Origin of the sequence: Enterobacter sp. Sphag1F (assembly GCF_014193275.1) — a bacterium.
Lineage (GTDB): Bacteria > Pseudomonadota > Gammaproteobacteria > Enterobacterales > Enterobacteriaceae > Pantoea > Pantoea symbiotica.
Genome location: NZ_JACHZD010000001.1, coordinates 367,844 through 394,219 on the forward strand (window position 1 = coordinate 367,844; position 26,376 = coordinate 394,219).

The 26,376-nt window shown below is 53.8% G+C and carries 27 protein-coding genes; 12 read left to right on the forward strand and 15 right to left on the reverse strand.

Annotated elements, in window-relative coordinates; genetic code table 11:
• The first annotated feature begins 460 nt into the window (after positions 1–460).
• Positions 461–1,546, forward strand: a complete 1,086-nt coding sequence (chaA, locus tag FHW71_RS01675; protein ID WP_179450541.1) for a sodium-potassium/proton antiporter ChaA — start codon at positions 461–463, stop codon at positions 1,544–1,546.
• A 118-nt stretch (positions 1,547–1,664) separates the two neighbouring features.
• Here the strand turns inward: chaA and kdsA are convergent, their stop codons facing one another.
• From kdsA to hemA, 6 genes are read right to left on the reverse strand one after another with little or no spacing between them, the layout of a single operon-like run.
• Positions 1,665–2,519 carry a 3-deoxy-8-phosphooctulonate synthase gene (kdsA, locus tag FHW71_RS01680; RefSeq protein ID WP_179450539.1) on the reverse strand — a complete coding sequence of 285 codons (855 nt, stop codon included), beginning with the start codon at positions 2,517–2,519 and terminating at the stop codon, positions 1,665–1,667.
• 30 nt (positions 2,520–2,549) lie between these two features.
• Entirely contained in the window at positions 2,550–3,359 is an 810-nt protein-coding gene (gene sirB1 / locus FHW71_RS01685) for an invasion regulator SirB1 (protein ID WP_008107665.1), read from the reverse strand.
• Positions 3,356–3,754, reverse strand: a complete 399-nt coding sequence (locus FHW71_RS01690) for a SirB2 family protein (protein ID WP_179450537.1) — start codon at positions 3,752–3,754, stop codon at positions 3,356–3,358. Before FHW71_RS01690 ends, sirB1 begins: the two co-directional genes overlap by 4 nt.
• 2 nt (positions 3,755–3,756) lie before the next feature.
• Positions 3,757–4,596, reverse strand: a complete 840-nt coding sequence (prmC, locus tag FHW71_RS01695) for a peptide chain release factor N(5)-glutamine methyltransferase (protein ID WP_179450535.1) — start codon at positions 4,594–4,596, stop codon at positions 3,757–3,759.
• Positions 4,596–5,678, reverse strand: a complete 1,083-nt coding sequence (gene prfA / locus FHW71_RS01700; RefSeq protein WP_179450533.1) for a peptide chain release factor 1 — start codon at positions 5,676–5,678, stop codon at positions 4,596–4,598. Before prfA ends, prmC begins: the two co-directional genes overlap by 1 nt.
• A 41-nt stretch (positions 5,679–5,719) precedes the next feature.
• Complete coding sequence (gene hemA / locus FHW71_RS01705; protein WP_061718543.1) at positions 5,720–6,976, reverse strand: glutamyl-tRNA reductase; 1,257 nt, start codon at positions 6,974–6,976, stop codon at positions 5,720–5,722.
• Between the two features lie 216 nt (positions 6,977–7,192).
• Here hemA and lolB point away from each other — a divergent pair, with 216 nt between their 5' ends.
• From lolB to FHW71_RS01725, 4 genes are all read left to right on the forward strand, one after another.
• Positions 7,193–7,816 (forward strand): lipoprotein insertase outer membrane protein LolB, encoded by a 624-nt coding sequence (gene lolB / locus FHW71_RS01710; protein WP_101764109.1) that lies wholly within the window; start codon positions 7,193–7,195, stop codon positions 7,814–7,816.
• Positions 7,813–8,682: a 4-(cytidine 5'-diphospho)-2-C-methyl-D-erythritol kinase gene (ispE, locus tag FHW71_RS01715; RefSeq protein ID WP_179450531.1), complete on the forward strand. Its 870-nt coding sequence runs from the start codon at positions 7,813–7,815 to the stop codon at positions 8,680–8,682. Before lolB ends, ispE begins: the two co-directional genes overlap by 4 nt.
• Before the next feature lie 124 nt (positions 8,683–8,806).
• On the forward strand, positions 8,807–9,754 hold the full coding sequence (prs, locus tag FHW71_RS01720; protein WP_006118899.1) for a ribose-phosphate diphosphokinase: 948 nt from the start codon (positions 8,807–8,809) through the stop codon (positions 9,752–9,754).
• A gap of 228 nt (positions 9,755–9,982) precedes the next feature.
• Positions 9,983–11,158 (forward strand): GGDEF domain-containing protein, encoded by a 1,176-nt coding sequence (locus tag FHW71_RS01725; protein WP_179450529.1) that lies wholly within the window; start codon positions 9,983–9,985, stop codon positions 11,156–11,158.
• Here FHW71_RS01725 and ychH read toward each other — a convergent pair.
• Positions 11,155–11,430, reverse strand: coding sequence for a stress-induced protein YchH (gene ychH / locus FHW71_RS01730; protein ID WP_061723496.1), 276 nt, complete (start codon positions 11,428–11,430; stop codon positions 11,155–11,157). The genes FHW71_RS01725 and ychH overlap by 4 nt on opposite strands.
• 257 nt (positions 11,431–11,687) lie before the next feature.
• Here ychH and pth point away from each other — a divergent pair, with 257 nt between their 5' ends.
• Together pth and ychF are read left to right on the forward strand one after the other, a co-directional pair.
• Complete coding sequence (pth, locus tag FHW71_RS01735; protein ID WP_179450527.1) at positions 11,688–12,275, forward strand: aminoacyl-tRNA hydrolase; 588 nt, start codon at positions 11,688–11,690, stop codon at positions 12,273–12,275.
• Positions 12,276–12,386: 111 nt separating this feature from the next.
• Positions 12,387–13,478, forward strand: a complete 1,092-nt coding sequence (gene ychF / locus FHW71_RS01740; RefSeq protein WP_179450525.1) for a redox-regulated ATPase YchF — start codon at positions 12,387–12,389, stop codon at positions 13,476–13,478.
• Between the two features lie 145 nt (positions 13,479–13,623).
• Here the strand turns inward: ychF and FHW71_RS01745 are convergent, their stop codons facing one another.
• Positions 13,624–14,076: an Lrp/AsnC family transcriptional regulator gene (locus tag FHW71_RS01745; RefSeq protein WP_179450523.1), complete on the reverse strand. Its 453-nt coding sequence runs from the start codon at positions 14,074–14,076 to the stop codon at positions 13,624–13,626.
• Positions 14,077–14,286: 210 nt separating this feature from the next.
• On the opposite strand from FHW71_RS01745, the gene FHW71_RS01750 reads away from it, so the two are divergent.
• Both FHW71_RS01750 and panB read left to right on the forward strand, forming a co-directional pair.
• The gene (locus tag FHW71_RS01750) at positions 14,287–14,898 is read left to right on the forward strand and encodes a LysE family translocator (RefSeq protein WP_008107629.1); all 612 of its coding nucleotides are present in this window, start codon (positions 14,287–14,289) and stop codon (positions 14,896–14,898) included.
• A gap of 12 nt (positions 14,899–14,910) precedes the next feature.
• Entirely contained in the window at positions 14,911–15,711 is an 801-nt protein-coding gene (gene panB / locus FHW71_RS01755) for a 3-methyl-2-oxobutanoate hydroxymethyltransferase (protein ID WP_179450521.1), read from the forward strand.
• 90 nt (positions 15,712–15,801) lie between these two features.
• On the opposite strand, the gene FHW71_RS01760 is transcribed toward panB, so the two are convergent.
• Together FHW71_RS01760 and FHW71_RS01765 are read right to left on the reverse strand one after the other, a co-directional pair.
• Entirely contained in the window at positions 15,802–17,037 is a 1,236-nt protein-coding gene (locus tag FHW71_RS01760) for an MFS transporter (RefSeq protein ID WP_179450519.1), read from the reverse strand.
• A 63-nt stretch (positions 17,038–17,100) separates the two neighbouring features.
• Positions 17,101–18,054 (reverse strand): sugar phosphate isomerase/epimerase family protein, encoded by a 954-nt coding sequence (locus FHW71_RS01765; protein ID WP_008107617.1) that lies wholly within the window; start codon positions 18,052–18,054, stop codon positions 17,101–17,103.
• A gap of 322 nt (positions 18,055–18,376) precedes the next feature.
• On the opposite strand from FHW71_RS01765, the gene FHW71_RS01770 reads away from it, so the two are divergent.
• Both FHW71_RS01770 and FHW71_RS01775 read left to right on the forward strand, forming a co-directional pair.
• Positions 18,377–19,258 (forward strand): SIS domain-containing protein, encoded by an 882-nt coding sequence (locus tag FHW71_RS01770; RefSeq protein WP_179450517.1) that lies wholly within the window; start codon positions 18,377–18,379, stop codon positions 19,256–19,258.
• Between the two features lie 11 nt (positions 19,259–19,269).
• Complete coding sequence (locus FHW71_RS01775; RefSeq protein WP_179450893.1) at positions 19,270–20,202, forward strand: ribokinase; 933 nt, start codon at positions 19,270–19,272, stop codon at positions 20,200–20,202.
• A gap of 43 nt (positions 20,203–20,245) precedes the next feature.
• Here the strand turns inward: FHW71_RS01775 and FHW71_RS01780 are convergent, their stop codons facing one another.
• Genes FHW71_RS01780 through FHW71_RS01790 form a run of 3 tightly spaced genes read right to left on the reverse strand, consistent with a single transcriptional unit; the run spans position 20,246 to position 23,167 of the window.
• Positions 20,246–21,121 (reverse strand): transporter, encoded by an 876-nt coding sequence (locus FHW71_RS01780; protein WP_179450515.1) that lies wholly within the window; start codon positions 21,119–21,121, stop codon positions 20,246–20,248.
• Positions 21,118–22,167, reverse strand: coding sequence for a phenylacetaldoxime dehydratase family protein (locus FHW71_RS01785; protein WP_179450513.1), 1,050 nt, complete (start codon positions 22,165–22,167; stop codon positions 21,118–21,120). The genes FHW71_RS01780 and FHW71_RS01785 overlap by 4 nt, the downstream gene beginning before the upstream one ends.
• 1 nt (position 22,168) lies before the next feature.
• Entirely contained in the window at positions 22,169–23,167 is a 999-nt protein-coding gene (locus FHW71_RS01790; RefSeq protein ID WP_218889028.1) for a carbon-nitrogen hydrolase family protein, read from the reverse strand.
• A 154-nt stretch (positions 23,168–23,321) separates the two neighbouring features.
• On the opposite strand from FHW71_RS01790, the gene FHW71_RS01795 reads away from it, so the two are divergent.
• Positions 23,322–24,263, forward strand: a complete 942-nt coding sequence (locus tag FHW71_RS01795) for a helix-turn-helix domain-containing protein (RefSeq protein WP_179450512.1) — start codon at positions 23,322–23,324, stop codon at positions 24,261–24,263.
• On the opposite strand, the gene FHW71_RS01800 is transcribed toward FHW71_RS01795, so the two are convergent.
• Positions 24,260–25,240: a LacI family DNA-binding transcriptional regulator gene (locus FHW71_RS01800; protein WP_179450511.1), complete on the reverse strand. Its 981-nt coding sequence runs from the start codon at positions 25,238–25,240 to the stop codon at positions 24,260–24,262. The two genes, FHW71_RS01795 and FHW71_RS01800, sit on opposite strands and share 4 nt — an antisense overlap.
• Before the next feature lie 57 nt (positions 25,241–25,297).
• Complete coding sequence (locus FHW71_RS01805; RefSeq protein WP_179450510.1) at positions 25,298–26,371, reverse strand: sugar phosphate isomerase/epimerase; 1,074 nt, start codon at positions 26,369–26,371, stop codon at positions 25,298–25,300.
• Between the last annotated feature and the right edge of the window lie 5 nt (positions 26,372–26,376).

A 26,376-nucleotide genomic window follows, 5' to 3' on the forward strand; every position in this document is an offset into this window, starting at 1 on the left:
TTAAGAGAAGACATTAATTCATTTTTAACAAAACATTCAAGATTGACCCCGATCACAAAAGGGAAATTCTGTGTAAATAGCATCGGCTGCCTGGCGAGGAACTTCAATATTGGAAGGAAAAGTGCGAAGCGAAGCAAAAAATCCGCATAAAGTCCGACTTTTACGGGAATATTGGATTTAAGAGAGTTAAACCCCCATAAGCCGTATCAAACAAGTCAATTAAACAGACCAATCTCATCTTTAATTTAGTGGATGACTGATGCAACATAATGAATACAGGTGTTAATCCAGCGATAACATGCTCTTTTGCCGTGTTATACATAATAAACGCTTTTGGTAAAATCGCGTAAAGTCACAGCAGCACAGTTGTTGAAAAGTTACACTGCGTTGCGTCAGAAAACTCATTATATTTATCAGGCAATGATTGCCTGCTTTGTACTTTTTCCGGAGAGGATGGTAAATGCCTGGACATGAGAAAACCCGCCATACCGAGTACTCACTGATTTTCCCCGTTGCTGCGCTGGCGGTGCTGAGCTTCTTCGGTAACCAGACAGCGCTTCTGCCGGTTATCGGCATCAACCTGTTGGCATTAGTTGCCATTCTATTTAGCGCATTCAGCGTGGTGCGTCACGCCGACGTTCTGGCACACCGTTTAGGCGAACCTTATGGCTCGCTGATTTTAAGTCTTTCCGTCGTCATTCTCGAAGTGAGCCTGATCTCGGCGCTGATGGCCACCGGCGATGCCGCGCCCGCGCTGATGCGCGACACGCTTTACTCGATCATCATGATTGTGACTGCCGGTTTGGTCGGCTGTGCCCTGCTGCTGGGCGGGCGCAAGTTTGCCACGCAGTACGTTAATCTGGCGGGCGTGAAACAGTACATGATCGCCATTTTCCCGCTGGCGATTCTGGTGCTGGTGTTTCCCAATGCGTTACCCGGTGGCAACTTCACTACCACCCAGGCGCTGATTATCGCGGCGATTTCCGCAGCGATGTACGGCGTATTCCTGCTGATTCAAACCAAAACGCACCAAAGCCTGTTCGTTTATGAGCATGAAGATGATGGTGACGATCCGCATGACGGCAAGCCTTCTGCGCACAGTTCACTGTGGCACACCGTATGGCTGATCGTGCATCTGATTGCGGTTATCGCCGTAACCAAGATGAACGCTAATCCGCTGGAGAGCCTGCTGACAGAGCTGAATGCCCCAGCACAGTTCACCGGCTTCCTGGTGGCGCTGTTGATCCTGTCTCCAGAAGGTTTAGGTGCGATTAAAGCGGTGCTGATGAATCAGGTGCAGCGCGCAATGAATCTGTTCTTCGGTTCGGTGCTGGCGACTATTTCACTGACCGTGCCTGCGGTTACTATTATCGCTACCCTGACCGACCAGCAATTGGTGTTCGGCCTTGAGCCGCCGCAGATGGTGATGATGAGCGCCGTGTTGATTCTGTGCCACATTTCGTTCTCAACGGGCCGCACCAACGTGTTGAACGGTGCCGCGCATCTGGCGCTATTTGCCGGGTATTTGTTGACGATTATGCTGTGAGTGACAGGTCGCCATAAATGGCGACCCTACGGAAATCGTGCATATTGTAGGGTCGCCATTTATGGCGACCAGCCAATAAAAAAGGCGCCATCGGCGCCTTTTTCACATCTGAAAACAATCAGTTGCTGGTATCCAGCTCTGGGAAGCTCTTCACCAGATCGTCAATCGCTTTCATCTGCACCAGGAATGGCTCCAGCTTATCCAGCGGCAGCGCCGATGGACCGTCGCATTTCGCGCTGTTTGGCTCTGGGTGTGCTTCGATGAACAAGCCAGCAATGCCAACCGCCATACCGGCACGCGCCAGCTCAGCCACCTGCGCACGACGACCGCCAGAGGCAGCGCCGAACGGATCGCGCGTTTGCAGCGCGTGGGTAACGTCGAAGATCACTGGGCTATTTTGCGTGACGTTCTTCATCACGTTAAAGCCAAGCATATCAACAACCAAGTTGTCATAGCCGAAGTTGCTGCCGCGATCGCACAGAATAACCTGATCGTTACCGCCTTCAACGAACTTGTCATAGATGTTGCCCATTTGGCCTGGGCTCACAAACTGTGGCTTCTTCACGTTGATGACTGCGCCAGTTTTCGCCATCGCTTCCACCAGATCGGTCTGACGCGCGAGGAAGGCCGGCAACTGAATCACATCAACCACGTCAGCCACAGGTTGCGCCTGCGATGCTTCGTGCACGTCGGTGATGATTTTCACACCGAAAGTCTGCTTTAGCTCCTGGAAAATCTTCATGCCCTCTTCCAGGCCTGGACCACGATAGGATTTGATCGAAGAGCGGTTCGCTTTATCAAAAGAGGCTTTGAATACGTAAGGGATGCCGAGTTTGTCGGTGACCTTAACGTAGTGTTCGCAGATGCGCATGGCGAGATCGCGCGATTCCAGCACGTTCATGCCGCCGAAGAGAACGAATGGCAGATCGTTTGCGACCTTGATATCGCCGATTTTCACTACTTTCTGTGTCATGCCCTTTCCTTTCCTTTTATCGGGTCACGCTTAGTGCAGCGTGACCTGTTTCTGTTCAATTGCGTGAATCTGCACTTTAATCATTTCGCTGACCGGATCTTCAGGACACTGTTCAACGAAATAGGTCAAATCAGTCAGCGCGATGTGTTCACACTCTAATTGCGCGTAAATCAAACCACGGTCGCGAATCTCATAAGGATCATCAGGATCGATCTGCAGCAGCACTTTGCTGACGTTCAGCGCCAGCTCCATCTGCTTCTCTTCCATCAGCGCGGATTTCAAGGTGTCGAGCATCTTGCGCATCACGTTGATGGTCTTGGCTTCGTCGAGATCGTCGTTATACAGCTTGGCGGTTGGGCTGATGTTGCCTTTGAGCCACACTTCCAGCGTATGCGTATCCAGCGTTTCGCCGTTGAACGGGTTGATCAGCCACATTTCGCCATCTAACCAGTCGGCGCGCAGAATCAGCTGCGTCGGGAAAATCACCGGCATCAGCGGTAATTCCAGCTCATCGGCGATGTGCAGCAGAATCACACCCAGCGACACTGCGGTGCCCTGACGGCTCTTCAATACTTTGTCGATCCACAGCGCGTCAGAGAGATTGTAGACGCCGCTGGCGCCACCAAATCCCCATTGACGATAGAACAGCTCCAGCAGCTTACCCAGCTGCAAATCGGCGTCCTGCTCGCTGCTGATGAACTCACGGGCTTCATCGACCATTGCCGCCAACTGTTGTTGCACAGAAGGCGCAGAAAAATCATTGCGTATGGCGCATGTGGCGCCAATCACCGCTTCACTCAACGGTGTTTCACTGTAATCGAGTTGCTCTGGCGAGGTCATACAATCCCCAATAACGGCATTTTGGTCATCGCCAGCTTAATCACAAACAGCAAAGCTACGATTGCAATCAGGAAGGCGATCCAACGTGTCCCCATTTTACGTGGGCGACGGCTCAATGCCACGGAACCTAAGGCGATGTAGATAATAACCGCTAACAGCTTCTCCGTCAGCCAGCTTCCTTGCGGTGTGAACGGATAAAAGTGCGTAATCATCACCAGCAGCGCACCGCTTAACAGCAAAAAGGTGTCATTGATGTGCGGCGCAACGCGCACCCAGCGGCGCTGCAGCATTGCTGAGCCGGTGGTTTGCCAGTAGAAGCGCAGCAAAAACAGACAAATCGTCAGCGCGACGGTCAGCAAGTGAAAATGTTTAATGAGGGGATACCAGCTCGCCATCGTTATTCCTTGTTAAAAAATTGTCCTAGTGTTACGCGCGGATTACCGCCGTAATCGTCAACGGTGCTTACCGCCTGATAACCGTGCTGCGTCATGATGGCGCGTACGGCTGCGCCTTGCTGCCAGCCATGTTCCAGCAGCAGCCACCCACCCGCGTGCAGCCAGTTCGGTGCGCTGTGAATGATGAAACGTAAATCGGCCAAACCCTGATCGTCCGCCACTAGCGCGCTGAGCGGTTCAAAGCGCACGTCGCCCTGCTGCAGATGTTCATCGGCGGCATCAATATAGGGCGGATTGCTGACAATCAGATCAAAACGTTGGGCGGGAAGATCGCTGAACCAGTTGCTGAGGATGAAGCGGGCGTTTTCGATGTGCAGACGTTGCGCGTTGTCCTGCGCCAGTTCCACTGCGGCTGCAATGCGATCGCAGCCGATAACCTGACAGCCTGGCCGTTCGCTGGCCAGCGCCAGCGCAATCGCGCCGGTGCCGGTGCCCAAATCCAGCAGTGAAATTGCAGTGGCCGGCAGATGCGCCAGCGCTTGTTCCACCAGCACTTCGGTGTCCGGGCGCGGGATCAGCGTGGCATCGCTGACGCGCAACGGCAGCGACCAGAATTCACGCTCGCCAACCAGATGCGCAATCGGCTCACCGTTAACGCGGCGCGCCAGCAGCGCATTCAGCTGTTCCTGCTGCTGCGCGTCCAATTCGGCATCGTCAAAGGCGATCAGCCAACTGCGCGGTTTGCCCGTCACGAAACCCAGCAATATTTCCGCATCGCGCTTCGGGCTGTCGCCGCCACAGAGCGCTACCACAGCCTGCTGTAGCCAGCGACGGATGATCATTAGTCCTGTCCAGCCAGCGCGGCCAGCTGATCGGCTTGATACTCCTGCACAATCGGCTCAATCAGGGAATCCAGCTTGCCTTCCATCACCTCGTCGAGACGATAAACCGTCAGGTTGATGCGGTGATCGGTCACGCGGCCCTGCGGGAAGTTATAGGTGCGGTTACGATCCGAACGGTCGCCGCTGCCGAGCAGGTTACGACGCGTTGAGGCTTCTGCGGCATTACGCTTCGCCGTTTCCGCCGCGTGAATACGCGCGCCCAACACCGCCAACGCTTTGGCTTTGTTTTTGTGCTGAGAACGTTCGTCCTGACACTCCACCACAATGCCGGTTGGCAAGTGGGTGATACGAATGGCGGAATCGGTGGTGTTAACGTGCTGACCACCGGCACCGGAGGAACGGAAGGTGTCGATTTTCAAATCGCCGGCGTTGATTTCCGGCATTTCCGCTTCTGGCAGCTCCGGCATCACCGCAACGGTACAAGCTGAAGTGTGAATACGCCCCTGCGATTCGGTTTCCGGCACGCGCTGGACACGATGACCGCCGGATTCAAATTTAAAGCGGCCATACGCGCCGTCGCCGATGATGCGCGCGATCACTTCTTTATAGCCGCCGTGCTCACCTTCGTTGGCGCTGATGATCTCCACCTGCCAGCGACGTGCTTCAGCATAACGGCTGTACATACGGAACAGATCGCCGGCAAAAATCGCCGCTTCATCACCGCCGGTACCGGCGCGCACTTCGACAAAGCACGGACGTTCATCGTCGGGATCTTTCGGCAGCAGCAGCACTTGCAGCTGTTGTTCCAGCTCTTCACGCTTCTCGCGTGACAGCTTCAATTCTTCCTGCGCCATCTCGCGCATTTCCGGGTCTTGCAGCATCATTTCGGCAGTTTCAACATCTTCCTGCACCTGCTGCCATTCGCGGAAACAACGGGTGACGTCGCTAAGCTGGGCATATTCGCGTGATAACGCACGGAAACGATCCTGATCGGCAATCACGCCGGCATCGCCCAGCAACGCTTCCACTTCCTCGTGGCGTTCCTGGAGCGCTTCCAGCTTGGCAACAATAGAGCTCTTCATGTAATAGCGGGTATCCCAGTGATAGGTCGTGACTGACCAGATTACTCTAAACCGAGGCTGTCACGTAAGATCTGCAGGCGTTCGCTGTCGCCGTCGCGCGCGGCCTGCTGCAGTGATTTGGTTGGTGCATGAATTAAACGGTTGGTCAGCTTATGCGCCAACTCTTGCAATACTTTTTCGGCGTCAGCGCCCTGCTGCAGCGCGGCCAGCGCGCGTTCCTGTAACTCGGCGCGTACCTGATCGGCCTGCGAACGGTATTCACGAATGGTCTCAACCGCGCTTTGCGCGCGCAGCCAGGCCATAAATTCGCCGCTCTCCTGCACCACAATGCTTTCAGCCTGCACGGCGGCGGCTTTACGCTGCGCCATGTTCTGCTCGATGATCGCTTGCAGATCATCAACGCTGTAGAGATAGGCGTTCGCCAGCTTGCCCACTTCCGGCTCGACATCGCGCGGTACGGCGATATCCACCAGCAGCATCGGCTGATTGCGACGCGCTTTCAGCGCGCGCTCCACCATGCCTTTACCGATAATCGGCAGCGGGCTGGCGGTAGACGAAATAATGATGTCGGCATCGGCCAGACGCGTTTCGATATCGCCGAGGCCAATCACTTCTGCCCCAACTTCATCAGCCAGCAGCTGCGCACGCTCGCGTGTGCGGTTGGCGATCATCAGCTTCTTGACGGAGTGTTCGCGCAGATGACGCGCCACTAACTCGATGGTTTCACCGGCGCCGACCAGCAGCACGTTAACGGTGCTGAGCGATTCAAAGATTTGACGCGCCAGGGAACAGGCAGCGAAGGCGACCGATACGGCGCTGGCGCCAATCTCGGTTTCGGTGCGTACACGCTTGGCTACCGAGAAGGTTTTCTGGAACATGCGCTCCAGTTCACTGCTCAGCGCGTGATCGCGTGACGAATCAACGAAGGCTTTTTTTACCTGACCTAAAATCTGTGGTTCACCCAACACCAGTGAATCCAACCCGCTAGCTACACGCATCAGATGGCTGACTGCCGCGTTATCCTGATGCCAGTAGAGGCTGTTGCGCACATCCTCTTCACGCAGATCGTGATAGTCACACAGCCAACGCACCAGCTTCTCCTGCAGGTCGGCTTGCTGCTCTACACTGAGGTAGAGTTCCGTACGGTTGCAGGTCGAGAGGACCACGCCGCTCTGCACCATCGGCTGGGACAGCAGGCTATTCAGCGCCAGTTCCAGCGTGTCTGGTGTAAACGCAACGCGTTCGCGTAGCGCAACAGGTGCAGTTTTGTGGTTGATTCCGAGTGCAAGCAGCGTCATGTGATTCGGGTTGGGATATCCCAAGAGTTGTCAGGGTTTTGTGCAGCGCATTCTACAAGATGCCACAGGTCAAGAAAAGCCATACAAAGCCTATGACTGTAATAAGATTAAACTGATCGTGCGCAATTATTGCCATAACAGCATTGACGGCTCACATGCGGATGGTTAGCGTTACCGGTTACGAAGTAAAAACGTGTCTGAGGAGATGACCACGTGATGCATTTGCCCCCGCGCAAGTTACTGCGCCTTTTACCCCTTGCCAGCGTGTTACTGGCTGCATGTACCATTAACAAACCACAAGGTCCGGGCCCAAGCACCACGTCACCGCAATGGCAGCAGCATCAACAAGCCGTGGCGAAAATCAGCCAGTATCAGACGCGCGGCGCGTTCGCGTACCTGTCGGATAAGCAAAAAGTCTATGCGCGCTTTAACTGGCAGCAAACCGCTGCCGATCGCTATCGTCTGCTGTTAACCAATCCGCTCGGCAGCACCGAATTGCAGCTGGATGCGCAAGGTTCCGTGGTGCAGATCGTTGATAACAAAGGCAAGCGCTACGTCAGCAACGATGCAGAGAAGATGATTTCACAGCTTACCGGCATGGATATCCCGCTCGCTAATCTGCGTCAGTGGATGATGGGCTTGCCGGGCGATGCTAGCGATTATCAGCTGAACAACAATTACCAGCTGCAAAGCCTGAACTACAGCCGTAACGGCCAGCAGTGGAAAGTGAACATTTCTGATTACGACAGCAAAGTGAATCCACCGCTGCCGGCGAATCTGGAGCTGTCTGAAGGCGGCCAGCGCATCAAATTACGCATGGATAGCTGGACCACCCAATGATCACCACGTGGCCCGCGCCAGCAAAACTGAATCTTTTTCTGTACATCACTGGCCGTCGTCCTGACGGCTACCACAACCTGCAAACGCTGTTTCAATTTCTCGATTACGGTGACACGCTGGAAATCACGCCAGACAGCAGCGGCAAGATTACCTTGCTGACACCGCTGGATGGCGTGCCGGATGAAGAGAACCTGATTGTGCGTGCCGCGCAGGCATTAAAAACCTTCGCCACCGCGCGTGGCACTTTGCCTGCGCAAGCCGGTGCGACCATCGCGCTGGAGAAAGTTTTGCCGATGGGCGGCGGGCTTGGCGGCGGTTCTTCGGATGCGGCAACGGTGTTAGTGGCGCTGAATCATCTGTGGCAAACCGGCTTAAGCGTTGCTGAGCTGGCAGCGATTGGCATCAAGCTGGGCGCGGATGTGCCAGTGTTTATTGGTGGTCACGCAGCCTTTGCTGAAGGCGTGGGCGAACTGTTGCAGCCGGCTGAACCGGCAGAAAAATGGTATCTGGTGGCGCATCCGGGCGTGAGTATCGCAACGCCGGATCTGTTCCGCGATCCCGATCTGACGCGCGATTCACCAATCCGCACATTAGATGAACTGTCACAGCGTCCTTTTCACAATGATTGTGAGTCTGTGGCAAGAAAACGTTTTCGTAAGGTTGATGAGCTGCTTTCCTGGCTGCTAGAATACGCGCCGTCGCGCCTGACTGGGACCGGAGCTTGTGTGTTTGCTGAATTTGACACCGAATCCGACGCACGTCAGGTGCTGGAGCTTGCCCCGAAATGGATTTGCGGATTTGTGGCGCGCGGGCTTAACCTCTCGCCGTTGCAGCGCACACTTTCTGGGCTAAAAGCGTCTACGTGACAGTGTCACACGTTCCAGACACTGCATGTTGCGCATTAACACACCCGTATGAACATGCTCTTTGGTATTCGCCGGTTACTCTAGAGCCGTTCATTCTCTGGACGCCAAGCCTGAGGTTCTTCTCGTGCCTGATATGAAGCTATTTGCTGGTAACGCCACCCCGGAACTAGCACAACGTATTGCCAACCGCCTTTACACTAGCCTCGGAGACGCCGCTGTTGGCCGTTTCAGTGATGGTGAAGTAAGTGTACAGATCAACGAAAATGTACGCGGTGGTGATATTTTCATCATCCAGTCCACCTGTGCCCCCACCAACGATAATCTGATGGAGCTGGTTGTGATGGTCGACGCTTTGCGTCGGGCTTCTGCTGGTCGTATTACTGCTGTTATTCCTTACTTTGGCTATGCGCGTCAGGATCGCCGTGTGCGTTCTGCTCGTGTACCGATCACCGCCAAAGTGGTTGCCGATTTCCTCTCCAGCGTGGGCGTTGACCGTGTTCTCACCGTTGACCTGCATGCTGAACAGATTCAGGGCTTCTTTGATGTCCCGGTGGATAACGTCTTCGGCAGCCCAATCCTGCTAGAAGATATGCTGCAAATTGGCCTGGAAAATCCAATTGTGGTTTCCCCAGACATCGGTGGCGTAGTGCGTGCCCGCGCCATCGCTAAACTGCTTAACGATACCGATATGGCTATCATCGACAAACGCCGCCCGCGCGCGAACGTTTCTCAGGTGATGCACATTATTGGTGACGTTGCGGGTCGTGACTGTGTACTAGTCGACGATATGATCGACACCGGCGGTACGCTGTGCAAAGCGGCTGAAGCGTTGAAAGAGCGCGGCGCGAAACGTGTCTTCGCCTACGCCACTCACCCAATCTTCTCTGGCAACGCGGTGGAAAACCTGCGTAAGTCTGTGATTGACCAGGTGATTGTCTGCGATACCATTCCGCTGTCTGAAGAGATGAAATCTCTGCCAAACGTGCGTACTTTGACGCTGTCTGGCATGTTGGCCGAAGCGATTCGTCGTATCAGCAACGAAGAATCAATCTCCGCGATGTTTGAGCATTAATTCATCGCGTGAAACCGGGCTTCGTGCCCGGTTTTTCTTTGTTGACTGCCTTAAACCTTACTCACCGATTAAGCCACTTTCGCCGCCGATATTTGCGCGATAAATTTCGTTAAATCCCGCTATTCTCGCTGCCATCCACTCTTTTCCAGCAACTCGCATTGCCGCCCTTTAGCAGTCCAATAATTAATGGTATTTTCTCCCCCACTTTTGCCAAGAGCTCCGACCACTATGACTCTCGACATCTACACACTGTTTGTTTGCGAGCTCTATGTGCTGGGGTTTTTGAGTATCATTTTGGTTTTTGCCTGGATTGGTGCGCAGTACGATCGCGTATTGGGCTGCACCACGCTGGCGTTGGTTTTAACGTTGACCGCGGTGTTCCTTAGCAGCTTACGCAGCGCGGGATTCCAGTTTTTACCGGTAGCGGTCGGCAACATCATGCTGCTGCTGGCTTACGGCAATCTGCTCAATGCCTTCCGCATCTTCTGCGGTAAAACCATTGGACTCAGCTGGTTAGGCGGCGGTTTGTTATGGGCAATTCTGTGCCTGTTCCCCGAGTTTTATCACAGCCAGCCGAAGCGCGTGTTGGTGGTTTGCCTGCTGTGTATCATTTATACCGGCGCGCTGATCCGCTTGCTGTGGCGCGTGCATGCCTCGTTAACCGTCACCTTCTGGCCAGCGCAAATCCTGCTGTGGATTCATCTGCTGTTTCACGTGGCGCGCATCTTTCTGGATGATGCGGTGGCAACGCCGGTGCGTGGTGCGATTGGCGGCTCCAGCTTCTCGGTTTATGTGATTCTCGAATCGATTCTGTTTGTCATTGGCCTGAGCTTCACCATTCTGGCGATGGTGAATGAGCGCACGCAAATCGCCCACAAACTGGCATCAATGCTTGATCCGCTCACCAGCGTGTGGAATCGTCGCGCACTGTTCGAGCAGGCAGATAAAATGGTGCTGCGCAGCGCGCGACAATCGCAGCAATTTGTTTACAGCGCGGTGCTGTTCGATCTGGACCATTTTAAAAGTATCAACGACCGTTTTGGCCATCAGCAAGGCGATCAGGTATTAATTGATTTTTGTCAGGTGGTGCAAGCGTTGTTGCCGGAGAGTGGACATTTTGCCCGCTTGGGCGGTGAAGAGTTTGCAGCGATTATTCCCGGCGATGCCGAGCAGGCGCAGCGCGTGTGTGAATGTATCCGTTTAGCGACACAGCTGTCGCAACCCAACGACGTGCGCTATACCGTCAGTATCGGCTTTGCCACCGCGCTGCAGCCCGGCGAACCTTTCCCGCCGTTGCTGGCGCTGGCCGATGAAGCTTTGTATCGCGCAAAAGCCAGCGGCCGTAACCGCATCGAATGTTATCTCGCGCAGTTACAGCCGCTGCAGCAAACCGTACTCACTTAATGTGATGAGTGATTGCGACGGCAACGCTTATCACCGTAATGACGCAACCAGTAATAGCGATCTTCTACGCGCTCACGTCCGCTGACGCGCGCGCCGACCAGCCACAGCAAAGCGCCAACGAAGATGCTGAACATCGCACCGTGCGCGAGAAATTGTGGCAGATTGAGTGAAGGAAGCTGATTGATAATGGAATAGCCGACGCCCAATACCATCGTCAGTAAACCCAAACACATCAAACCGTTACCTACAAAGCGGCAATTTTGACGTTTCATGATCCACCTCCATCCTTATAAAAGCAAAACAGCACGTATGGTTAACTAGCCATAAGCTTAGGCAATAGTTGCCGCTTAAGTTGCGTACAGGATCACATATCCTTCACAACCTTTGACAAATCTTTACCGCCAGTACCTTGATTTCGATAGAAAATGATTAGTCACGCAGAGACATTATCTGCTACTTGCGACCTTTGTCATCCGTGCCGCCAGGCAGTAAACTATCGCCCTTTCCGCAGCAAGACAGGATAAACATCGTGAGCAGCATTAAACTGATTGTGGGGCTGGCCAATCCCGGCGCTGAATACGCCGCAACGCGCCATAACGCGGGTGCCTGGTATGTCGATTTACTGGCGAGCCGCAACAATCAGTCGTTAAAAGACGAGCCAAAATTTTACGGCTACACCACGCGCCTGTCGCTGGCGGGAGAAGATGTGCGCCTGCTGGTGCCCACCACGTTTATGAATCTCAGCGGGAAAGCGGTGGCGGCGATGGCGACCTTCTATCGCATTGCGCCAGAAGAGATTTTGGTGGCGCACGATGAGCTGGATTTACCGCCAGGCGTGGCAAAATTTAAGCAAGGTGGCGGCCACGGCGGCCATAACGGCCTGAAAGACATCATCAGCAAGCTGGGCAACAACAATAATTTTCACCGTTTACGCGTCGGTATTGGCCATCCAGGCGACCGCAATAAAGTCACCGGTTTCGTGCTAGGCAAGCCGCCAGCTAGCGAACAAAAGCTGATTGACGATGCCGTAGACGAAGCGGTGCGCTGCACCGAGTTGTGGCTGAAAGAAGACAAGATCAAGGCGATGAACCGCCTGCACGCCTTCAAGGCGGGCTAAGGCCAATTCCCGCGCTGCAGAAGGCAATTCTGTGTATAATGCGCGAAATTTTTTGAATCTGTCGGCGCTATTAAAAAGCGCCGCGCACTCAGTGAGAAAGGTAATCAGACCATGGGATTTAAATGCGGTATTGTGGGCCTGCCGAACGTCGGTAAATCCACCCTGTTCAACGCGCTGACTAAAGCGGGTATCGAAGCAGCCAACTTTCCGTTCTGCACCATCGAGCCAAACACCGGTGTAGTGCCAATGCCCGATCTGCGCCTCGATCAGCTGAGCGAGATTGTTAAGCCACAGCGTGTGGTGCCAACCACCATGGAATTCGTTGATATCGCCGGTCTGGTGAAAGGCGCGTCCAAAGGTGAAGGCCTCGGTAACCAGTTCCTGACCAACATCCGTGAAACCGAAGCCATCGGCCACGTAGTGCGCTGCTTCGAAAACGACAACATCATCCACGTTGCGGGCAAAGTTAACCCGGCGGAAGATATTGACGTGATCAACACCGAGCTGGCGCTGTCGGATCTCGACACCTGCGAACGTGCGATTCAGCGTTGCCAGAAGAAAGCCAAAGGCGGCGACAAAGATGCTAAAGCCGAACTGGCTGCGCTGGAGAAGTGCCTGCCGCACCTGTCAGAAGCGGGCATGCTGCGCGCACTGAAGCTGGATGCTGACGAGAAAGCGGCAATCCGCTATCTCAGCTTCCTGACGCTGAAGCCAACCATGTACATCGCCAACGTCAACGAAGACGGTTTCGAAAACAATCCGTACCTCGATCAGGTGCGTGCGATTGCCGAAGCTGAAGGTTCAGTAGTGGTGCCAGTGTGTGCTGCGGTTGAATCTGATATCGCTGAGCTGGAAGATGACGAGCGCGACGAGTTCATGGCTGAATTGGGTCTGGAAGAGCCGGGCCTGAACCGCGTGATCCGCGCCGGTTATGCGTTGCTGAACCTGCAAACCTACTTCACCGCTGGCGTGAAAGAAGTGCGTGCATGGACCATCCCTGTTGGTGCCACTGCGCCACAGGCGGCGGGTAAAATCCACACCGACTTCGAGAAAGGCTTTATCCGCGCTCAGACCATCGCATTTGAAGATTTCGTTGCGTTCAAAGGCGAACAAGGCGCGAAAGAAGCCGGCAAGATGCGCTCAGAAGGAAAAGAGTACATCGTTAAAGATGGTGACGTGATGAACTTCCTGTTCAACGTCTAAAGTCTTAATGTTGTCTGCCGCGCTATCGCGTCAGACAAAAAATCCCAAAATCCACGCATTGGCGTGGATTTTTTTATCCCTTTTACCCAGGCGAATTGGTTGCAAAAACTGGCGACATAGTGCGTTCTCTTATTTCAGCGGAAATTCACAGCGGTAACGGGCGATCCTGGATCACCGTTTTCATCACCAGCGTCGACGTTAACCGTTGAACACCGGGCAGACCGGATAGCTTTTCATCATACAGCTGCTGGAAAGCGGGCAAATCGCGTGTGGTGATGTGCAGCAGATAATCCGGATCGCCAAACAAACGCTGCGCCAGTGTAATTTGCGGCAAATCCTTTACCGCGTCTTCGAACGCACTCACCGCACGGCGATCGCCTTCGCGTAAAGTCACAAACACGATTGCCGAAAAGTTATATCCCAGACAGACGGGATCAAGATGCGCGCGATACCCACGGATAATGCCGCTTTGTTCCAGCGCTTTAACCCGGCGATGGCAAGGAGAGAGGCTCAGCCCAACCCGTTCTGCCAGCTCCGTCACCGATAAACGACCATCCGTTTGCAGTTCAGCAAGAATATTGCGGTCAATACGATCCATTTGGAAACTTATTCCTAAATTAGCGTTTAGCACACCCCATATTAAGAGCACATTCTAACTATCTGAGGATATTCTTTCTAGCGAATGACGCATGACGTAATAGATGATTCATCCGCTAACCGGGACTGAGAACGTGCTTAACAAACTACCTTTAATGCGCTTCTGCGCGATGTTTTCTTACCTCAACGTTGAGATGAAAGGTGCATCGCCATGGCGCTGAGTTTCTTCGCAGCATTTTGGGCCGTATCGGTTCTATTCGTTATCACACCGGGCGCTGACTGGGCCTATGCGATTTCCGCGGGCATGCGTGGAGGGCGGGTGATCCCGGCGGTTCTGGGTCTGCTCAGCGGCCACCTGATTGCCACGCTTATTGTTGCGGCTGGCGTTGGCACGATGGTCGCCAGCTTACCGGCGTTGATGAAAGTGTTAACCGTGGCGGGCGCGTGCTATTTAATCTGGCTGGGCATCGGCATGTTGCGACATCCCACCATTCCCAGTGCAGGAGACGCCACTGACGCAGGCAATGCCGGTCGCTGGGCGCTGAAAGGGCTTTGCATCAGTGGCCTCAACCCAAAGGTGTTTCTACTGTTTCTGGCGCTGTTACCACAGTTCACCGACCCGCAGGGCGCATGGCCTCTGCCATTACAGATGGCAGCGTTAGGTATGGTTCATGTATTTAGCTGCGCGGTGGTGTACCTGATTGTAGGATTAGGTTCCAGAGCGGTGTTACGCACCCGCCCGCAGGCTGCACGAAGGGTCAGCCAAACATCCGGTGCTCTGATGATCGTCATCGCAGCACTCTTACTGACAGAATCGCTTTGATGAGACATTGAAATGCCAGATATCACGCTAACCCACCTGCAAAAAATGAAACTGCGTGGCGAAAAGATTGCCATGCTGACCTGCTACGATGCGACATTTGCGCATGAGTCCAGCCGTGCTGGCGTCGATATGCTGCTGATCGGCGATACGCTCGGGATGATCCTGCAGGGCCACGACAGCACGCTGCCGGTCACCCTTGATGATATGGCGTATCACACGGCCAGCGTGAAAAGCGGTAATGCCGGCAGCTTTATCATCGCCGATCTCTCCTTCATGACCTACGCCTCGCCTGAACAGGCGCTGCAAAGCTCGGGCCGCTTGATGCAGGCCGGTGCGCAGATGGTGAAGCTTGAAGGCGGTGAATGGCTGTGTGAATCCGTTCGCCAGTTAACGCGCAATGGCATCCCAGTCTGCGCGCACATTGGACTGACACCGCAATCAGTAAATGTGTTTGGTGGTTTCAAAGTTCAGGGGCGAGGCCAGGAGCAGGCGCAGACTCTGATCGATGCGGCGATAAAATTGGAAGCGGCCGGTGCGGCAATGATTTTGGTTGAAGCTGTTCCCAGCTCGGTGGGCAAAGCGTTGAGCGAAGCGGTTGCTGTTCCGGTTATCGGCATTGGCGCTGGCGTTGATACCGATGGTCAGGTGTTAGTGCTGCACGATATGCTCGGGCTCAGCATCACCGGGCGTGCGCCTAAGTTTGTGCGTAACTTTATGTCGGGTCAGGAAAGCATTCAGGCCGCCATTCAGAGCTATGTTGCAGCAGTCAAGGACAGGAGCTTTCCGGCAGCCGAGCATTGTTACGCGGAATAGCGCCGCAGACATCAACGTCTAATCTGTTGCTAGCAATAAAAAGCCCAGTTATTAACTGGGCTTTTTTTTATAACCAAAATCTCACGTCTGTCAGGCGGCTTTATCCGTCATCGCTACCCGCGCATCCAGCTCTTCAGGCGTTTTCAGGAATGGCGTCAGCACGCCGCTCAACACATAAAGCCCGGCATAAATCCCCAGCACCCCGCCCGCACCCAGCGATGAGTAGAACAGCGCAGTGATGGCAGGTGCGATAAATGCGCCCAGACCTGCACCCAGATTCAGCACCGACATCGCCGCGCCCTTGCTGTCCGGGGCCAGTAACGGGAACAGTGCTGATAGCGGCACATAACCGGCCATGGTAATGCCGCACAGACACAGCACGAACGCCATCACATAGAAGTTATGGCCCAGCACCTGCGGCACTGCCCAAACCAGAATCAGCACCGCGGCATAGCCAAAGCCGCCGACCCACATGATGGTGGTACGCCAGCCAAACTTATCGCCGAAGAAGCCAAAGAACAGGTTGGCAAAAATCGCCACCAGGAACACCGCCGACCACATATGCAGCCATTCGGTTTTGCTGTAGCCAAAACTGATCAGATACAGCGGCAGGAAGGTGGCTAAACCATATTGGGCGATGCCGTTGACCGATTTCACCACCAATCCCATGGCGATCACCGGACGCTGCAAAATGGTGATGCCTTTAATTAACTCCGCCGCGCTGAAGGGATGAATTTCAGATGCAGGTACCACGTCACGGTTCACCCAAATGCCTAACACTGATCCCACCACCACAAACACCATACCGATCCACAGCACATGAATTTCGCCCATTACCGGCAGTGCCAGCGAGGAGAAGAACGGACCGATGACACTTAAACCCAGCGAGAAGGTAAACCAGAACCAACCCACTGCGGTAGAACGGCGCTCCACCGGCGTGCTGTAGTTAATCCAGATGAGAAACGAGTAGGCAAACAGCGGATAACCGATGCCGCGAATGGCATAAAATGGCAGCATCCAGGCCATGTGCATGGTCTTCAGACCAATGCCGATAAACCCGATGCTGCCGATGACGAAGGTGATCAGCCCATACACCATCACTTTGCGCGGTCCGAGGGTTTGCACCAGTACGCCAGTTACCCAGGCCGCCAGCGTCACCGTGACACCGTATGCGGTGATCAGATAAGAGGCCTGCGCGACGGACAGCCCTTTATCCACCAGCCAGATGGCAATCCACGCTTGTTCTACACCATCGCCGATCATAAATATCGCGAGGCCGATATAGCCCCAAAGCAAGTTTTTAGGCAAACCTATTTTATCGAACATAGTTTCCCCCAGTGTCAGACACTGACTGGTCGTAGTTAATAGAGGTAAGTTTTAATTTTGTTTTTATTCAGCGATGATTTTCATCAGCATGCCCTGCACTTTCAGTGCATCCTGGCTTTTAATCAGCTGATCGATCTCATCAATGCTCAGGCGATCGATAAAGCTTGAAAGCGCTTTATACATGCGAATATTTTGCGCGCATTCGGCAACCGGATCTTCACGGCTTGGGAAGGTATCGAAATAGATTAGGCCGCTGAAGTTAACGCGTTTTGCGTAATAGATGTATTCCAGCGTCTGCATCAGATGCACTGAACCCAGCATCAACCCATCATCAAAATGGCCATAACCATCATTCAGGTGGAAACCCACCAAACGGTTTTTGCGTGCCGACTGGAACAGCGAGAAGGCGGGATTCTCTTTCTTCATGATCATGTGGCAAAAATCGAGGGTAATACCGAGATTATCGGAGCCCACGTCATCAATCAGCATCAGCGTTGAAGAGACATCGCCAATAAACGAGAAGGTGCGCGGCTCATACGGCTTGTATTCAAAGCTGAATTGCATATCCGCGTGGGACTGCGTCACGGTCTGTAATGCGCTGACCAGCCACTCATAGGCGCGGAAGTAATCCTGCTGGAACGGATAATCGTAGCCATCGTAGCCAAACCACAGCGTGACGGTATTACCACCGAGGTATTTGCACATCTCTGCGGCTTCAAGGGTAATTTCAATCGCTTTTTTACGCAGTGCGGCATCCGGATTGGTGAATTCACCGTCAATGAACTCTTTGTTATAACGCAATGCAATGCCACCGACCTGCAAATTGTTATCGGCGATGGTCTGCTTGATCAGTTCTTTATCCTGACCAATAAAATGTTCCGGATAATTCAGTTCAATATGCGTCAAGCCCGCAACGGTACCCATACGCGTAATAAGATCGCAAGTATCCATTTTGTTCTTCGCCGCAAACAGATCGGCTCTGGAGCGAAATGAATTTATACGTGATGAGAATTTCATTTTTAAATTACCTTTAATGGGATTTCCACTTTCTTATAAATGAGAACATTCATCAGGTAAATGCGGGCAGATAAATACTACCGCTAATAAAATAAAAAAGTGATTTATCATAGTGAAAGTTTTACTACGAGTAAAATCATTTAAATACAACAAGTTAAATACTCATTTTCCTGCTAGTAAAATAACAGGCGCAATTGCACTACTATTATTTTACTGACAGTAAAATGCATCAGTAAAACGTTTTACAGCATGTGATCCAGTTAACACTTTTCCCCTAATCACCATGCTAGCTTAGCGACAACGTTTTTATTGAGCGCTCAACATGCATAACCGACTTAAAGGCAATGAGATATTCCTGCTGGCTCGCACGCTTGCACCTGAGCTGGGAAAAAAGGAACGTTCTATTGCACGATTTATTGACGACAATCCGCAGTCATTATCTAAAATGTGCATCACTGATATTGCGAATTATCTGAATGTCAGCGTATCGAGCATTACTAAAGTATCGAAGAAACTCGGCTTTACCGGTTTTCACGATCTGAAAATCAATATCGCCCGACAAGTTAGCTCGCAGGAAGAGATTATCGATATTCCAGTGATTCCGGATTCAGAGAAATATGTTGAGCAGGTGATTGAAAGCACCTTTTTAAATTCAGTGCTGGCGCTGCAGGATTCCCTGAGCGTAATTAACACTGCCGTGATCAAAGCGGTGGCGTATCTGTTTATTAATAAGCCAGAAAGCGCGCGCATTTTTATTGCCGGATGCGGTGGTTCAGGCTCAATCTGTGATGACTTCAATCATAAGCTGCTGAAAATTGGCATCTTCTCATCGGTGTTCAGTGACAGCCACAAGCAGTTGATGACCGCCTCGTTGATGCAACCCGGCGATATCCTGCTGGCGATTTCCCACTCCGGCCAAACCACAGACATTATCCAGATGGTAAAAGCGGCGAATGAGAACGGCGCAGAAACCATCTGCCTGACCAATTATCCCAACAGCCCACTGAGTTTAATTGCCAGGCACTCGATTATCTCCTCGGTTAAAAACAATCCGATTACCGGAGAAAACGCCACCACGCGCATTGTGCATCTGAATATTCTCGATGCCATTTTTACCATTATCGCCAGCAAGACCAGCGAAAAAAGCCAGACCAGTTTACACAACACCAGAAATGCGGTTGCGTCCAAACGCACCGCCAATTAAGGGCCGAAATGATGAAACATAATATTGTTGTTATTGGCAGTCTTAACTACGACATTCTTGTCCAGCAGGATCGCCTGCCGGAAATTGGGGAGACGTTTACCGGCAACGAATTAATGCTAATGCCGGGCGGAAAAGGAGCAAACCAGGCGGTTCAGTGCGCCAAGCTGGGCTTGAACGTCAATATGGTGGGCTGCGTTGGCAATGATATTTATGGCAGTGAGCTCATAAAATCGCTGAATGAAAACGGCGTTTCGGTGGATAACATTAGCCAACGCGGAAAAACCTCCGGCATTGGCATCGTGCAGATTCTGGAATCCGGTGATTACTGCAGCACCATTATTAAAGGCGCAAACTACCTGATTACCGAATCCGACATTCACGATGGGTTATTCAGCGATCGCCCACTGTTAATCCTGCAGTCGGAAATTCCCGACCCTGTGGTTGAACGTGCCATCAGCGTGGCACGTCGTCACGATTGCCAGATTTTGCTCAACAACGCGCCAGCACGCGAAATCTCTTCGCAGGCGCTGAGCCAGGTTGATTTTCTGGTAGTGAATGAGACCGAAGCCAGCTTTATGAGCAAAACTTCCGTCACTTCGGTCAAGGAAGCGATGACCTGCGCAGCTACGCTACAGCAAAAGGTGAATGGCCGGGTGATTATCACGCTGGGCGAGAAAGGCGCGGTGTTATCCGGTGATGCAGGTGCCAGACATTATCCCGCCGTGTTCTGCCCGGATGTGGTGGATACCACCGGCGCAGGCGATTCATTTATTGGCGGCATTGCCTATTGCCTGGTGAACAACATTGCTCTGGAAGACGCGATTCCTTTCGCTGCTGAAATCAGCTCCTGCTCAATCCAGAAATATGGCGGTCAGAGTTCTTTCCCGATGCTGCCTGATGTGGCACACGCGCTGACGCAAAACCGCCAGCGTCTGTTTGGCTGAAACTCACACCTACTGGTAAGCCGCTAACCGCATAGTGGCTTACTTAAAACAGCAGCCCCAACCGCAAGCTGATATTGGTGTCCTGCCTGAATCCCTGCTCTACCTTGATATCACGTCCAGCGGAAAGCTGGAGCTGAACGCCTGGCATTACAAAATGGGCCGCCGACAGCCGCAAATAGCTGCTGTTGAGTCGGTCGTCCTGAGCAGTGCCATTAACGCGACTCTCCGCGCCGGTTATCCATCCGCCGCCAATGCCAAACTGTGTCGCGGGTGTCAGGTTATAGCGCAGATAAGCCTGATATTCGTAGCGCGGACTCTGCCTGAGCGTGCTGCTATTCGCGCCATAAGCATCATTCGCCGTGACCCAGGAAACGTCAGTACCGGTTTCAAATGCCCACGACGCAGAGAAATGGTGGATCCACACGCCCTGCAGCAGATAGCGCCAGCGATTTTCCCCAACGTTGAGTGCTTTTTGTTGGTCGTAACTGCCGGTTGGCGCATAGATAAACGGCGCCAGCGAGAGCAGATCCCTGCCCTGCGCATCCAGATTGAACTTGAACGGCACGCCAAAAATCACGTCACCCAATCCCGAGGCGTTGCCTAGTGCGCGCGCATCGCCCATCGCATCCGCGCTAACCAGGGGAACAATTACCTGCGGTTCGATGCTGATATTTTCTGCCGGGCGGAAGCCATGAATAAAGCGCAGCAGCGTGGCTTGAGTCCGCAAGCGGTAATCAGCGTTGACCTTCTTCCCCTGCGAATAATAATCGTCGCTGTGGGAATACTGAAAGTAGGCCAGCGCGAGGCTTTTATCGGCTGGCAGCATTTCGTAATCGCCGGGAGAAAACTCCAGCGCATAAGCAGGTAAGCACAGCGTTGCTGTCACCCAGGTCGCGATAGCACTGACTGTTTTCTTCATAACGATTCTCCGACGAACTGCCGCAATAAGCCGGTGTTCGCATGACAGTTGATGTACTCAAAATGCTGAGCCGATGCTGGAACCACCACGATTTCGTGCCACAGCCGCAGCGCGATATTGAAGTTCAGCTCCTGCACGTAACGCATAAATCCGCCGAAAATCGCCACGTGGGTAGGATGGCTTTTTGCCCACAGCTCAAGTGCCGCCATATCGGTAAAATGCGCCAGGCCAAAGGTCTTCTCCGTCACGGCATGCGTGTTCACATCAATGACCTGCATATAGCGACAGTTCATACAGCCGATGGTGTGGCCGCTGTCGCGCAGAAAGTGCATGCCTTCGCGCAGCACCGGTTCCACCTCTCTAAGGTACTTTTGTCTCTCTTCTTGCTGGGTAGCCGACCAATCCTGCCCGGAGCGGATCAGGCAGAGATTTTCCCGGCCAGACAGCACAACGCGTTTGCCGGTGCGCGTCGCTGATGGCGTCATTCCACTGCCACTTAGCGCATCGAACTGCGCACGCGGCAGGCGATCGCGCGCACTGCCCCAATAGCCGTGCTCCTGCATTTCGCCACTCATGCCAACAGCCAGACAGGCCACGCCTTCAGGCGAGGCACGATCGGAGAAAATGGTTTCAAACCTGTCGGCTTGCGGGCTCACGATCTCGAGAAAGTAGCCATATTCGCCCGCTTCTCGTTCCGCTGCGTGCCACCATGCAGAAAATAAGCTGCCTGTTTTCCAGCGCTCAAACTGCTGCTGCGACGGCCAGTAGGCAATGGCGATCAGGTTATGAAACCCGGCGTCGTCTATATACGCCGCCAGGTCCCAATGTTCTGGCGCGTACGGGGAAGAAAAGCGTCCAGTCACCGCATTGAGAGCCACAGGCGCGACCGGAGTGGCTGCCTGAACGCCGAAGTACGCCATCACTACTTGGCCGGAAAGTGGGGAGAAGCGCGCCGTCCACGCCGGAAAAGGGGGTTGATGATCGTTAGGCATCGCCATCGGACAACGGCGCGCGACACGCAGATGCGCAGGAATAGCGGATTCCATGTTATTCCTCCTCTTCAGCTGGCAATTCACCTTGCAGCTCAGCAGGCAAGCCGCGTTTGACCACCGGCGGTTTGGCGGCGGAATTAAACAGAAGCTGGGTCACATCGGGACGTGAATAGTGTCCCACAGGATCGGCCGCCAGTTTGGCGAAGATGATGGCCGAGGGTGCCAGCGTGGCTAACAGCAAGCCCTCTTCATGTTCACCGAGCGGTGTGGCAAGTTCGCTGCCGTCCGGACCATAAATGCGGGCATGTCCGCCACCGGCGCTGAGTAATGCGCGACGGGCATCGTCCGGGCACAGCAGTTCGATCATCTCTGCGGAAACCACCGAGCAAGGTGCCAGCACGAAACACTGCCCTTCGGCGGCATACAAACGCGAAGCCGCCGTGTTGACCTCGGGACCCAGCGCCGCTGTGGCGTTGTTGTAGAGACTGAAACTCGGCCAGGCGGCAATGTGGATCTCTTCATGCTGGGAATACATGGCGTAACGCGAGAGCGGCTGCAGATGCTCCCAGCAGCAAAGTGCGCCAACCACGCCAAGCGGCGTTTCCCAGGTGGTCAATGAAGAACCGTCGCTCTCGCCGAACAGCGTCCGCTCGACGTGCGTCGCCTTAAGCTTGCGGCGCGTACCGATGGTTTCGCCGTCGCTGCCAATAATCCACTGCGAGATGTAAAGGCTGCCGTGGTCGCGCTCACTGAATCCGAGTACCACCATCATGCTGTTCTGCCGCGCGGCATCGGCAATGCGTTTCGCCTGCACGCTATCCAGAACCAGCGAGTTCTGATGATAGTCATACACCAGCGGCATATTCACGGCAGGTGAGTTCAACCACAAAAACCACGGATAGCCCGGAATCCAGGTTTCGGGAAAGGCGATCAGTTCCGCACCCTGCGCGGCGGCTTCCTCAATCAGCTTGATGGTTTTATCTATCGTCCCTTCCAAATTCATAAACAGTGGCGCGGCCTGTACGCAGGCCACGGTAATCGGTTTGTTCATCATGTTGCTCTCTCCCAGGTGAATGAAAATTAACTGGCAACAGATATAACCGCCGCGCCACGCGCAGGGTTATGACAGGAAGGAAGGGATGATTGTCCAGAATGGAAATGGCCTGGAGTTTGCAAGCAATGCCTCACCTAACGCTGAGGATGCAGGCATGAAAACCTTTAACACCGCCGACGTTTTGTATGCTGATCGCACCGATTACTGGCGCCACGCCATCAGCCAGACATTTGTGCCGCTGGAGAGCACCTATGCGGGCAGCGAGCGCAACGGCATCCTGCAAGCGGGCGTTTGGGGCGATCTGCGCTTATCCGAGGTGAGTTGCAGCGCGCAAGAGGTGATCCGTGGCCGCAAAGGCGCCGATAACAGCCCGGATAATATGATTCTGCTGAGCTTTGTCAGTCAGGGAAAAACCTCGGTGCTGCAGGGCGGAAATCATGCCTCGCTCAGTCAGGGTGAGTTCGCGCTTTACGACACGCAGTTTCCCTATGAGCTGCACCTTCATGGTGAGACGCGGCAACATGTGGTGCAAATTAGCAAAGATCATCTGAGTCAACGAGTGGGGAAAACCGAGCATTTGGTGGCTAACGCCTTTGGCAAACAGCATCCGCTGATGCCCTTCTTGCAGATGCTGTTAAACAACCTGATGACGCTGCCCGAAGACATTTCACTCAAGTACGCCGCCATGCTACACGAGCAGTTTCTCGAACTGCTGACATCGGTGATTGCCGACGAGTGCAGCAACCGAAGCCAGGCCAAAACCTATCACGGCTTGCTGTTCCAGATGAAAATCATGATCAACCAGCGGCTGGCCGATCCGGCGCTGACCGCCGCAACCATCGCTGACGCCTTTGGTATTAGCTCGCGCTATCTCAACATGCTGCTGAAGAAAGATGGCACCTCATTTGGCCGCTATGTGCTTAATCAACGGCTGATAAAAGCGGCGGACGCTTTACATTCTCCGCTGCATCGCGCCACGCCGATTAGCCAGATTGCCTGGCGAACGGGCTTTAGCGACATGCCGCACTTCTCGCGCGAGTTCAGGGCGAAGTTCGGCTGCTCACCAACCGAGTATCGCCAGCAAGCAACCGCTTAAGTACTGGCACGCACCACAAAGTGCCAGTCCATCATAATGCGTTGAGTCGGCGAATCAGGTTGGTCAATCTTATTCAGCAGCAAAGCGAACGCTTTTCTTCCCATATCGCGCGACGGCTGCGCCAGCGTGCTCAGTGGCGGCGTGACCATTTCGGCGAGGTCGGTGCCATCAAATCCGGTCACCGCAATATCCTGCGGTACGCGCAGTCCGGCGGCGTGAATCGCTGAGAGCGCGCCCGCCGCTAAAGTGTCCGACACCGCGAACACGGCATCTGGACGCTCGGGCGCTGCCAGCAAGGTTTCCATCGCCTGTTTACCGGCATTAAAACTCAGATCGGTGGCGTAAGAGATGGCCTGCCAGCTACGCGCTTCCTGGATAAGTTGCTGCTGATAACCCGCCTGTCGCAGCTGCGCATATTTATAGCTGAGATCGTGGTTGATTAACGCAATACGCTGTCGTCCCCTGCTCGCCAGATACGCCACTACGTGCTTTGATGCCTGCACATCATCAATGCCGACGCAGGAGACGTCCCCGGCATCGGCGTATTCCGCGCACTGAACCCACGGCGTTTCGCCAATTAGCTGTGCCAATTCTGGCAACTTACTGAACGCATCCATAGTGATAATGCCATCCACCATTTTACCGGCCAGCAATTGCAAACTGGAGCGGGAGCGCTCGATGTCTGATCCAGAATTACACAACAGAATGCGATAGCGGTTCTTCTCCGCCTGCTCCTCAATGCCTTTCACCAACTCGGCGCAGAAGGGATTGGAGATATCTGACACCATGACGAGAATCATTGAGCTACGTGCAGTGCGTAACTGACGCGCTAACAAATTTGGCTGGTAATTACTCGCTTCGATGGCTTGCAGGACTTTCTCACGATTCTGCGCTTTTACCGTGTCGCTGTTATTCAGCACCCGTGAAACGGTCGCCACAGAAACGCCCGCTAAGCGGGCGATTTTTTGGATGGACATGCTTGCAACTCTTGCTCAGTCAGATACAACGGAGGCTACCATAATTCCGCGCCCACCTTAATCATGCGACTCTGCCGCACTCAGCCCCAGCTGCAAGCGGATGCTGGCCGCTTGCTCCGATTGTGCGGCAAAGTCATCGAATGCCCGATCGGCCACTGGAATGATGTGGCGACGGATGAACTCAGCGCCCTCACGCGCGCCGGTTTCCGCCTCTTTCAGACAACATTCCCACTCCAGCACCGCCCAACCGTCATAATCGTATTGCGCCAGCTTGCTGAAAATGGCCGGGAAATCGATCTGTCCATCACCGGGTGAGCGAAAACGACCGGCACGATCTATCCAGCGCTGATAACCGCCATACACGCCGCTACGCCCGTTTGGCAGATACTCGGCATCTTTAACGTGAAACGCCTTGATGCGCTGATGGTAGATATCGATGAAGTGCAGATAGTCGATATGCTGCAAGTGCAAGTGACTGGGATCGAACAAGATGTTGCAGCGCGGATGATGGTTCACCAACTCCAAAAAGCGTTCAAACGTCACGCCATCATGCAGATCCTCACCGGGATGAATCTCGTAACAGACATCAATGCCGTAGCGGTCAAATTCGTCGAGCACCGGCAACCAGCGCCGTGCCAGCTCTGAGAAGGCTTCACTCAATAGCTGAGGATTATGCGGCGGCCACGGATAGAGATACGGCCAGGCTAACGAACCGGAGAACGTAGCGTGGGCCTGCAATCCCAGCCTGGCCGACGCGGCTGCCGCCAGCTTCACCGTCTGAATCGCCCATGCGGTGCGCTTTTCCTTGTCACCGCGTAAAGCGGCGGGTGCGAAGCCATCGAAGGCGACATCGTGCGCTGGGTGGACAGCAATCAGCTGACCTTCCAGATGCGTCGATAATTCACTGATCTGCAAGCCGTAGTTCGCCAGTAAACCCGTCACTTCATCGCAATAGGTTTGACTGGTTGCGGCGTGCGACAGATCAAAAATCTTCGGGTGATTACAAGGCACTTGTAACGCCTTATAACCGAGCGCAGAAGCCCATTGCGCCAGCCCTTCCAGTGAATTAAACGGTGGCTGCGGGCCAATAAACTGCGCGAGAAAAATTCCAGGTCCTTTTACCGTTTTCACGTACA

Coding starts and splice junctions, on each gene's coding strand:
- prmC (WP_179450535.1), bottom strand. CDS start 4,596: ATGATCATCCGTCGCTGGCTACAGCAGGCTGTGGTAGCGCTCTGTGGC.
- hemA (WP_061718543.1), bottom strand. CDS start 6,976: ATGACGCTGCTTGCACTCGGAATCAACCACAAAACTGCACCTGTTGCG.
- FHW71_RS01745 (WP_179450523.1), bottom strand. CDS start 14,076: ATGGATCGTATTGACCGCAATATTCTTGCTGAACTGCAAACGGATGGT.
- FHW71_RS01790 (WP_218889028.1), bottom strand. CDS start 23,167: ATGATGAACAAACCGATTACCGTGGCCTGCGTACAGGCCGCGCCACTG.
- FHW71_RS01785 (WP_179450513.1), bottom strand. CDS start 22,167: ATGGAATCCGCTATTCCTGCGCATCTGCGTGTCGCGCGCCGTTGTCCG.
- chaA (WP_179450541.1), top strand. CDS start 461: ATGCCTGGACATGAGAAAACCCGCCATACCGAGTACTCACTGATTTTC.
- FHW71_RS01725 (WP_179450529.1), top strand. CDS start 9,983: ATGACTCTCGACATCTACACACTGTTTGTTTGCGAGCTCTATGTGCTG.
- kdsA (WP_179450539.1), bottom strand. CDS start 2,519: ATGACACAGAAAGTAGTGAAAATCGGCGATATCAAGGTCGCAAACGAT.
- FHW71_RS01800 (WP_179450511.1), bottom strand. CDS start 25,240: ATGTCCATCCAAAAAATCGCCCGCTTAGCGGGCGTTTCTGTGGCGACC.
- ispE (WP_179450531.1), top strand. CDS start 7,813: ATGATCACCACGTGGCCCGCGCCAGCAAAACTGAATCTTTTTCTGTAC.
- FHW71_RS01760 (WP_179450519.1), bottom strand. CDS start 17,037: ATGTTCGATAAAATAGGTTTGCCTAAAAACTTGCTTTGGGGCTATATC.
- FHW71_RS01750 (WP_008107629.1), top strand. CDS start 14,287: ATGGCGCTGAGTTTCTTCGCAGCATTTTGGGCCGTATCGGTTCTATTC.
- panB (WP_179450521.1), top strand. CDS start 14,911: ATGCCAGATATCACGCTAACCCACCTGCAAAAAATGAAACTGCGTGGC.
- sirB1 (WP_008107665.1), bottom strand. CDS start 3,359: ATGACCTCGCCAGAGCAACTCGATTACAGTGAAACACCGTTGAGTGAA.
- FHW71_RS01770 (WP_179450517.1), top strand. CDS start 18,377: ATGCATAACCGACTTAAAGGCAATGAGATATTCCTGCTGGCTCGCACG.
- FHW71_RS01765 (WP_008107617.1), bottom strand. CDS start 18,054: ATGAAATTCTCATCACGTATAAATTCATTTCGCTCCAGAGCCGATCTG.
- FHW71_RS01690 (WP_179450537.1), bottom strand. CDS start 3,754: ATGGCGAGCTGGTATCCCCTCATTAAACATTTTCACTTGCTGACCGTC.
- FHW71_RS01795 (WP_179450512.1), top strand. CDS start 23,322: ATGAAAACCTTTAACACCGCCGACGTTTTGTATGCTGATCGCACCGAT.
- FHW71_RS01775 (WP_179450893.1), top strand. CDS start 19,270: ATGAAACATAATATTGTTGTTATTGGCAGTCTTAACTACGACATTCTT.
- ychH (WP_061723496.1), bottom strand. CDS start 11,430: ATGAAACGTCAAAATTGCCGCTTTGTAGGTAACGGTTTGATGTGTTTG.
- lolB (WP_101764109.1), top strand. CDS start 7,193: ATGCATTTGCCCCCGCGCAAGTTACTGCGCCTTTTACCCCTTGCCAGC.
- ychF (WP_179450525.1), top strand. CDS start 12,387: ATGGGATTTAAATGCGGTATTGTGGGCCTGCCGAACGTCGGTAAATCC.
- FHW71_RS01780 (WP_179450515.1), bottom strand. CDS start 21,121: ATGAAGAAAACAGTCAGTGCTATCGCGACCTGGGTGACAGCAACGCTG.
- prfA (WP_179450533.1), bottom strand. CDS start 5,678: ATGAAGAGCTCTATTGTTGCCAAGCTGGAAGCGCTCCAGGAACGCCAC.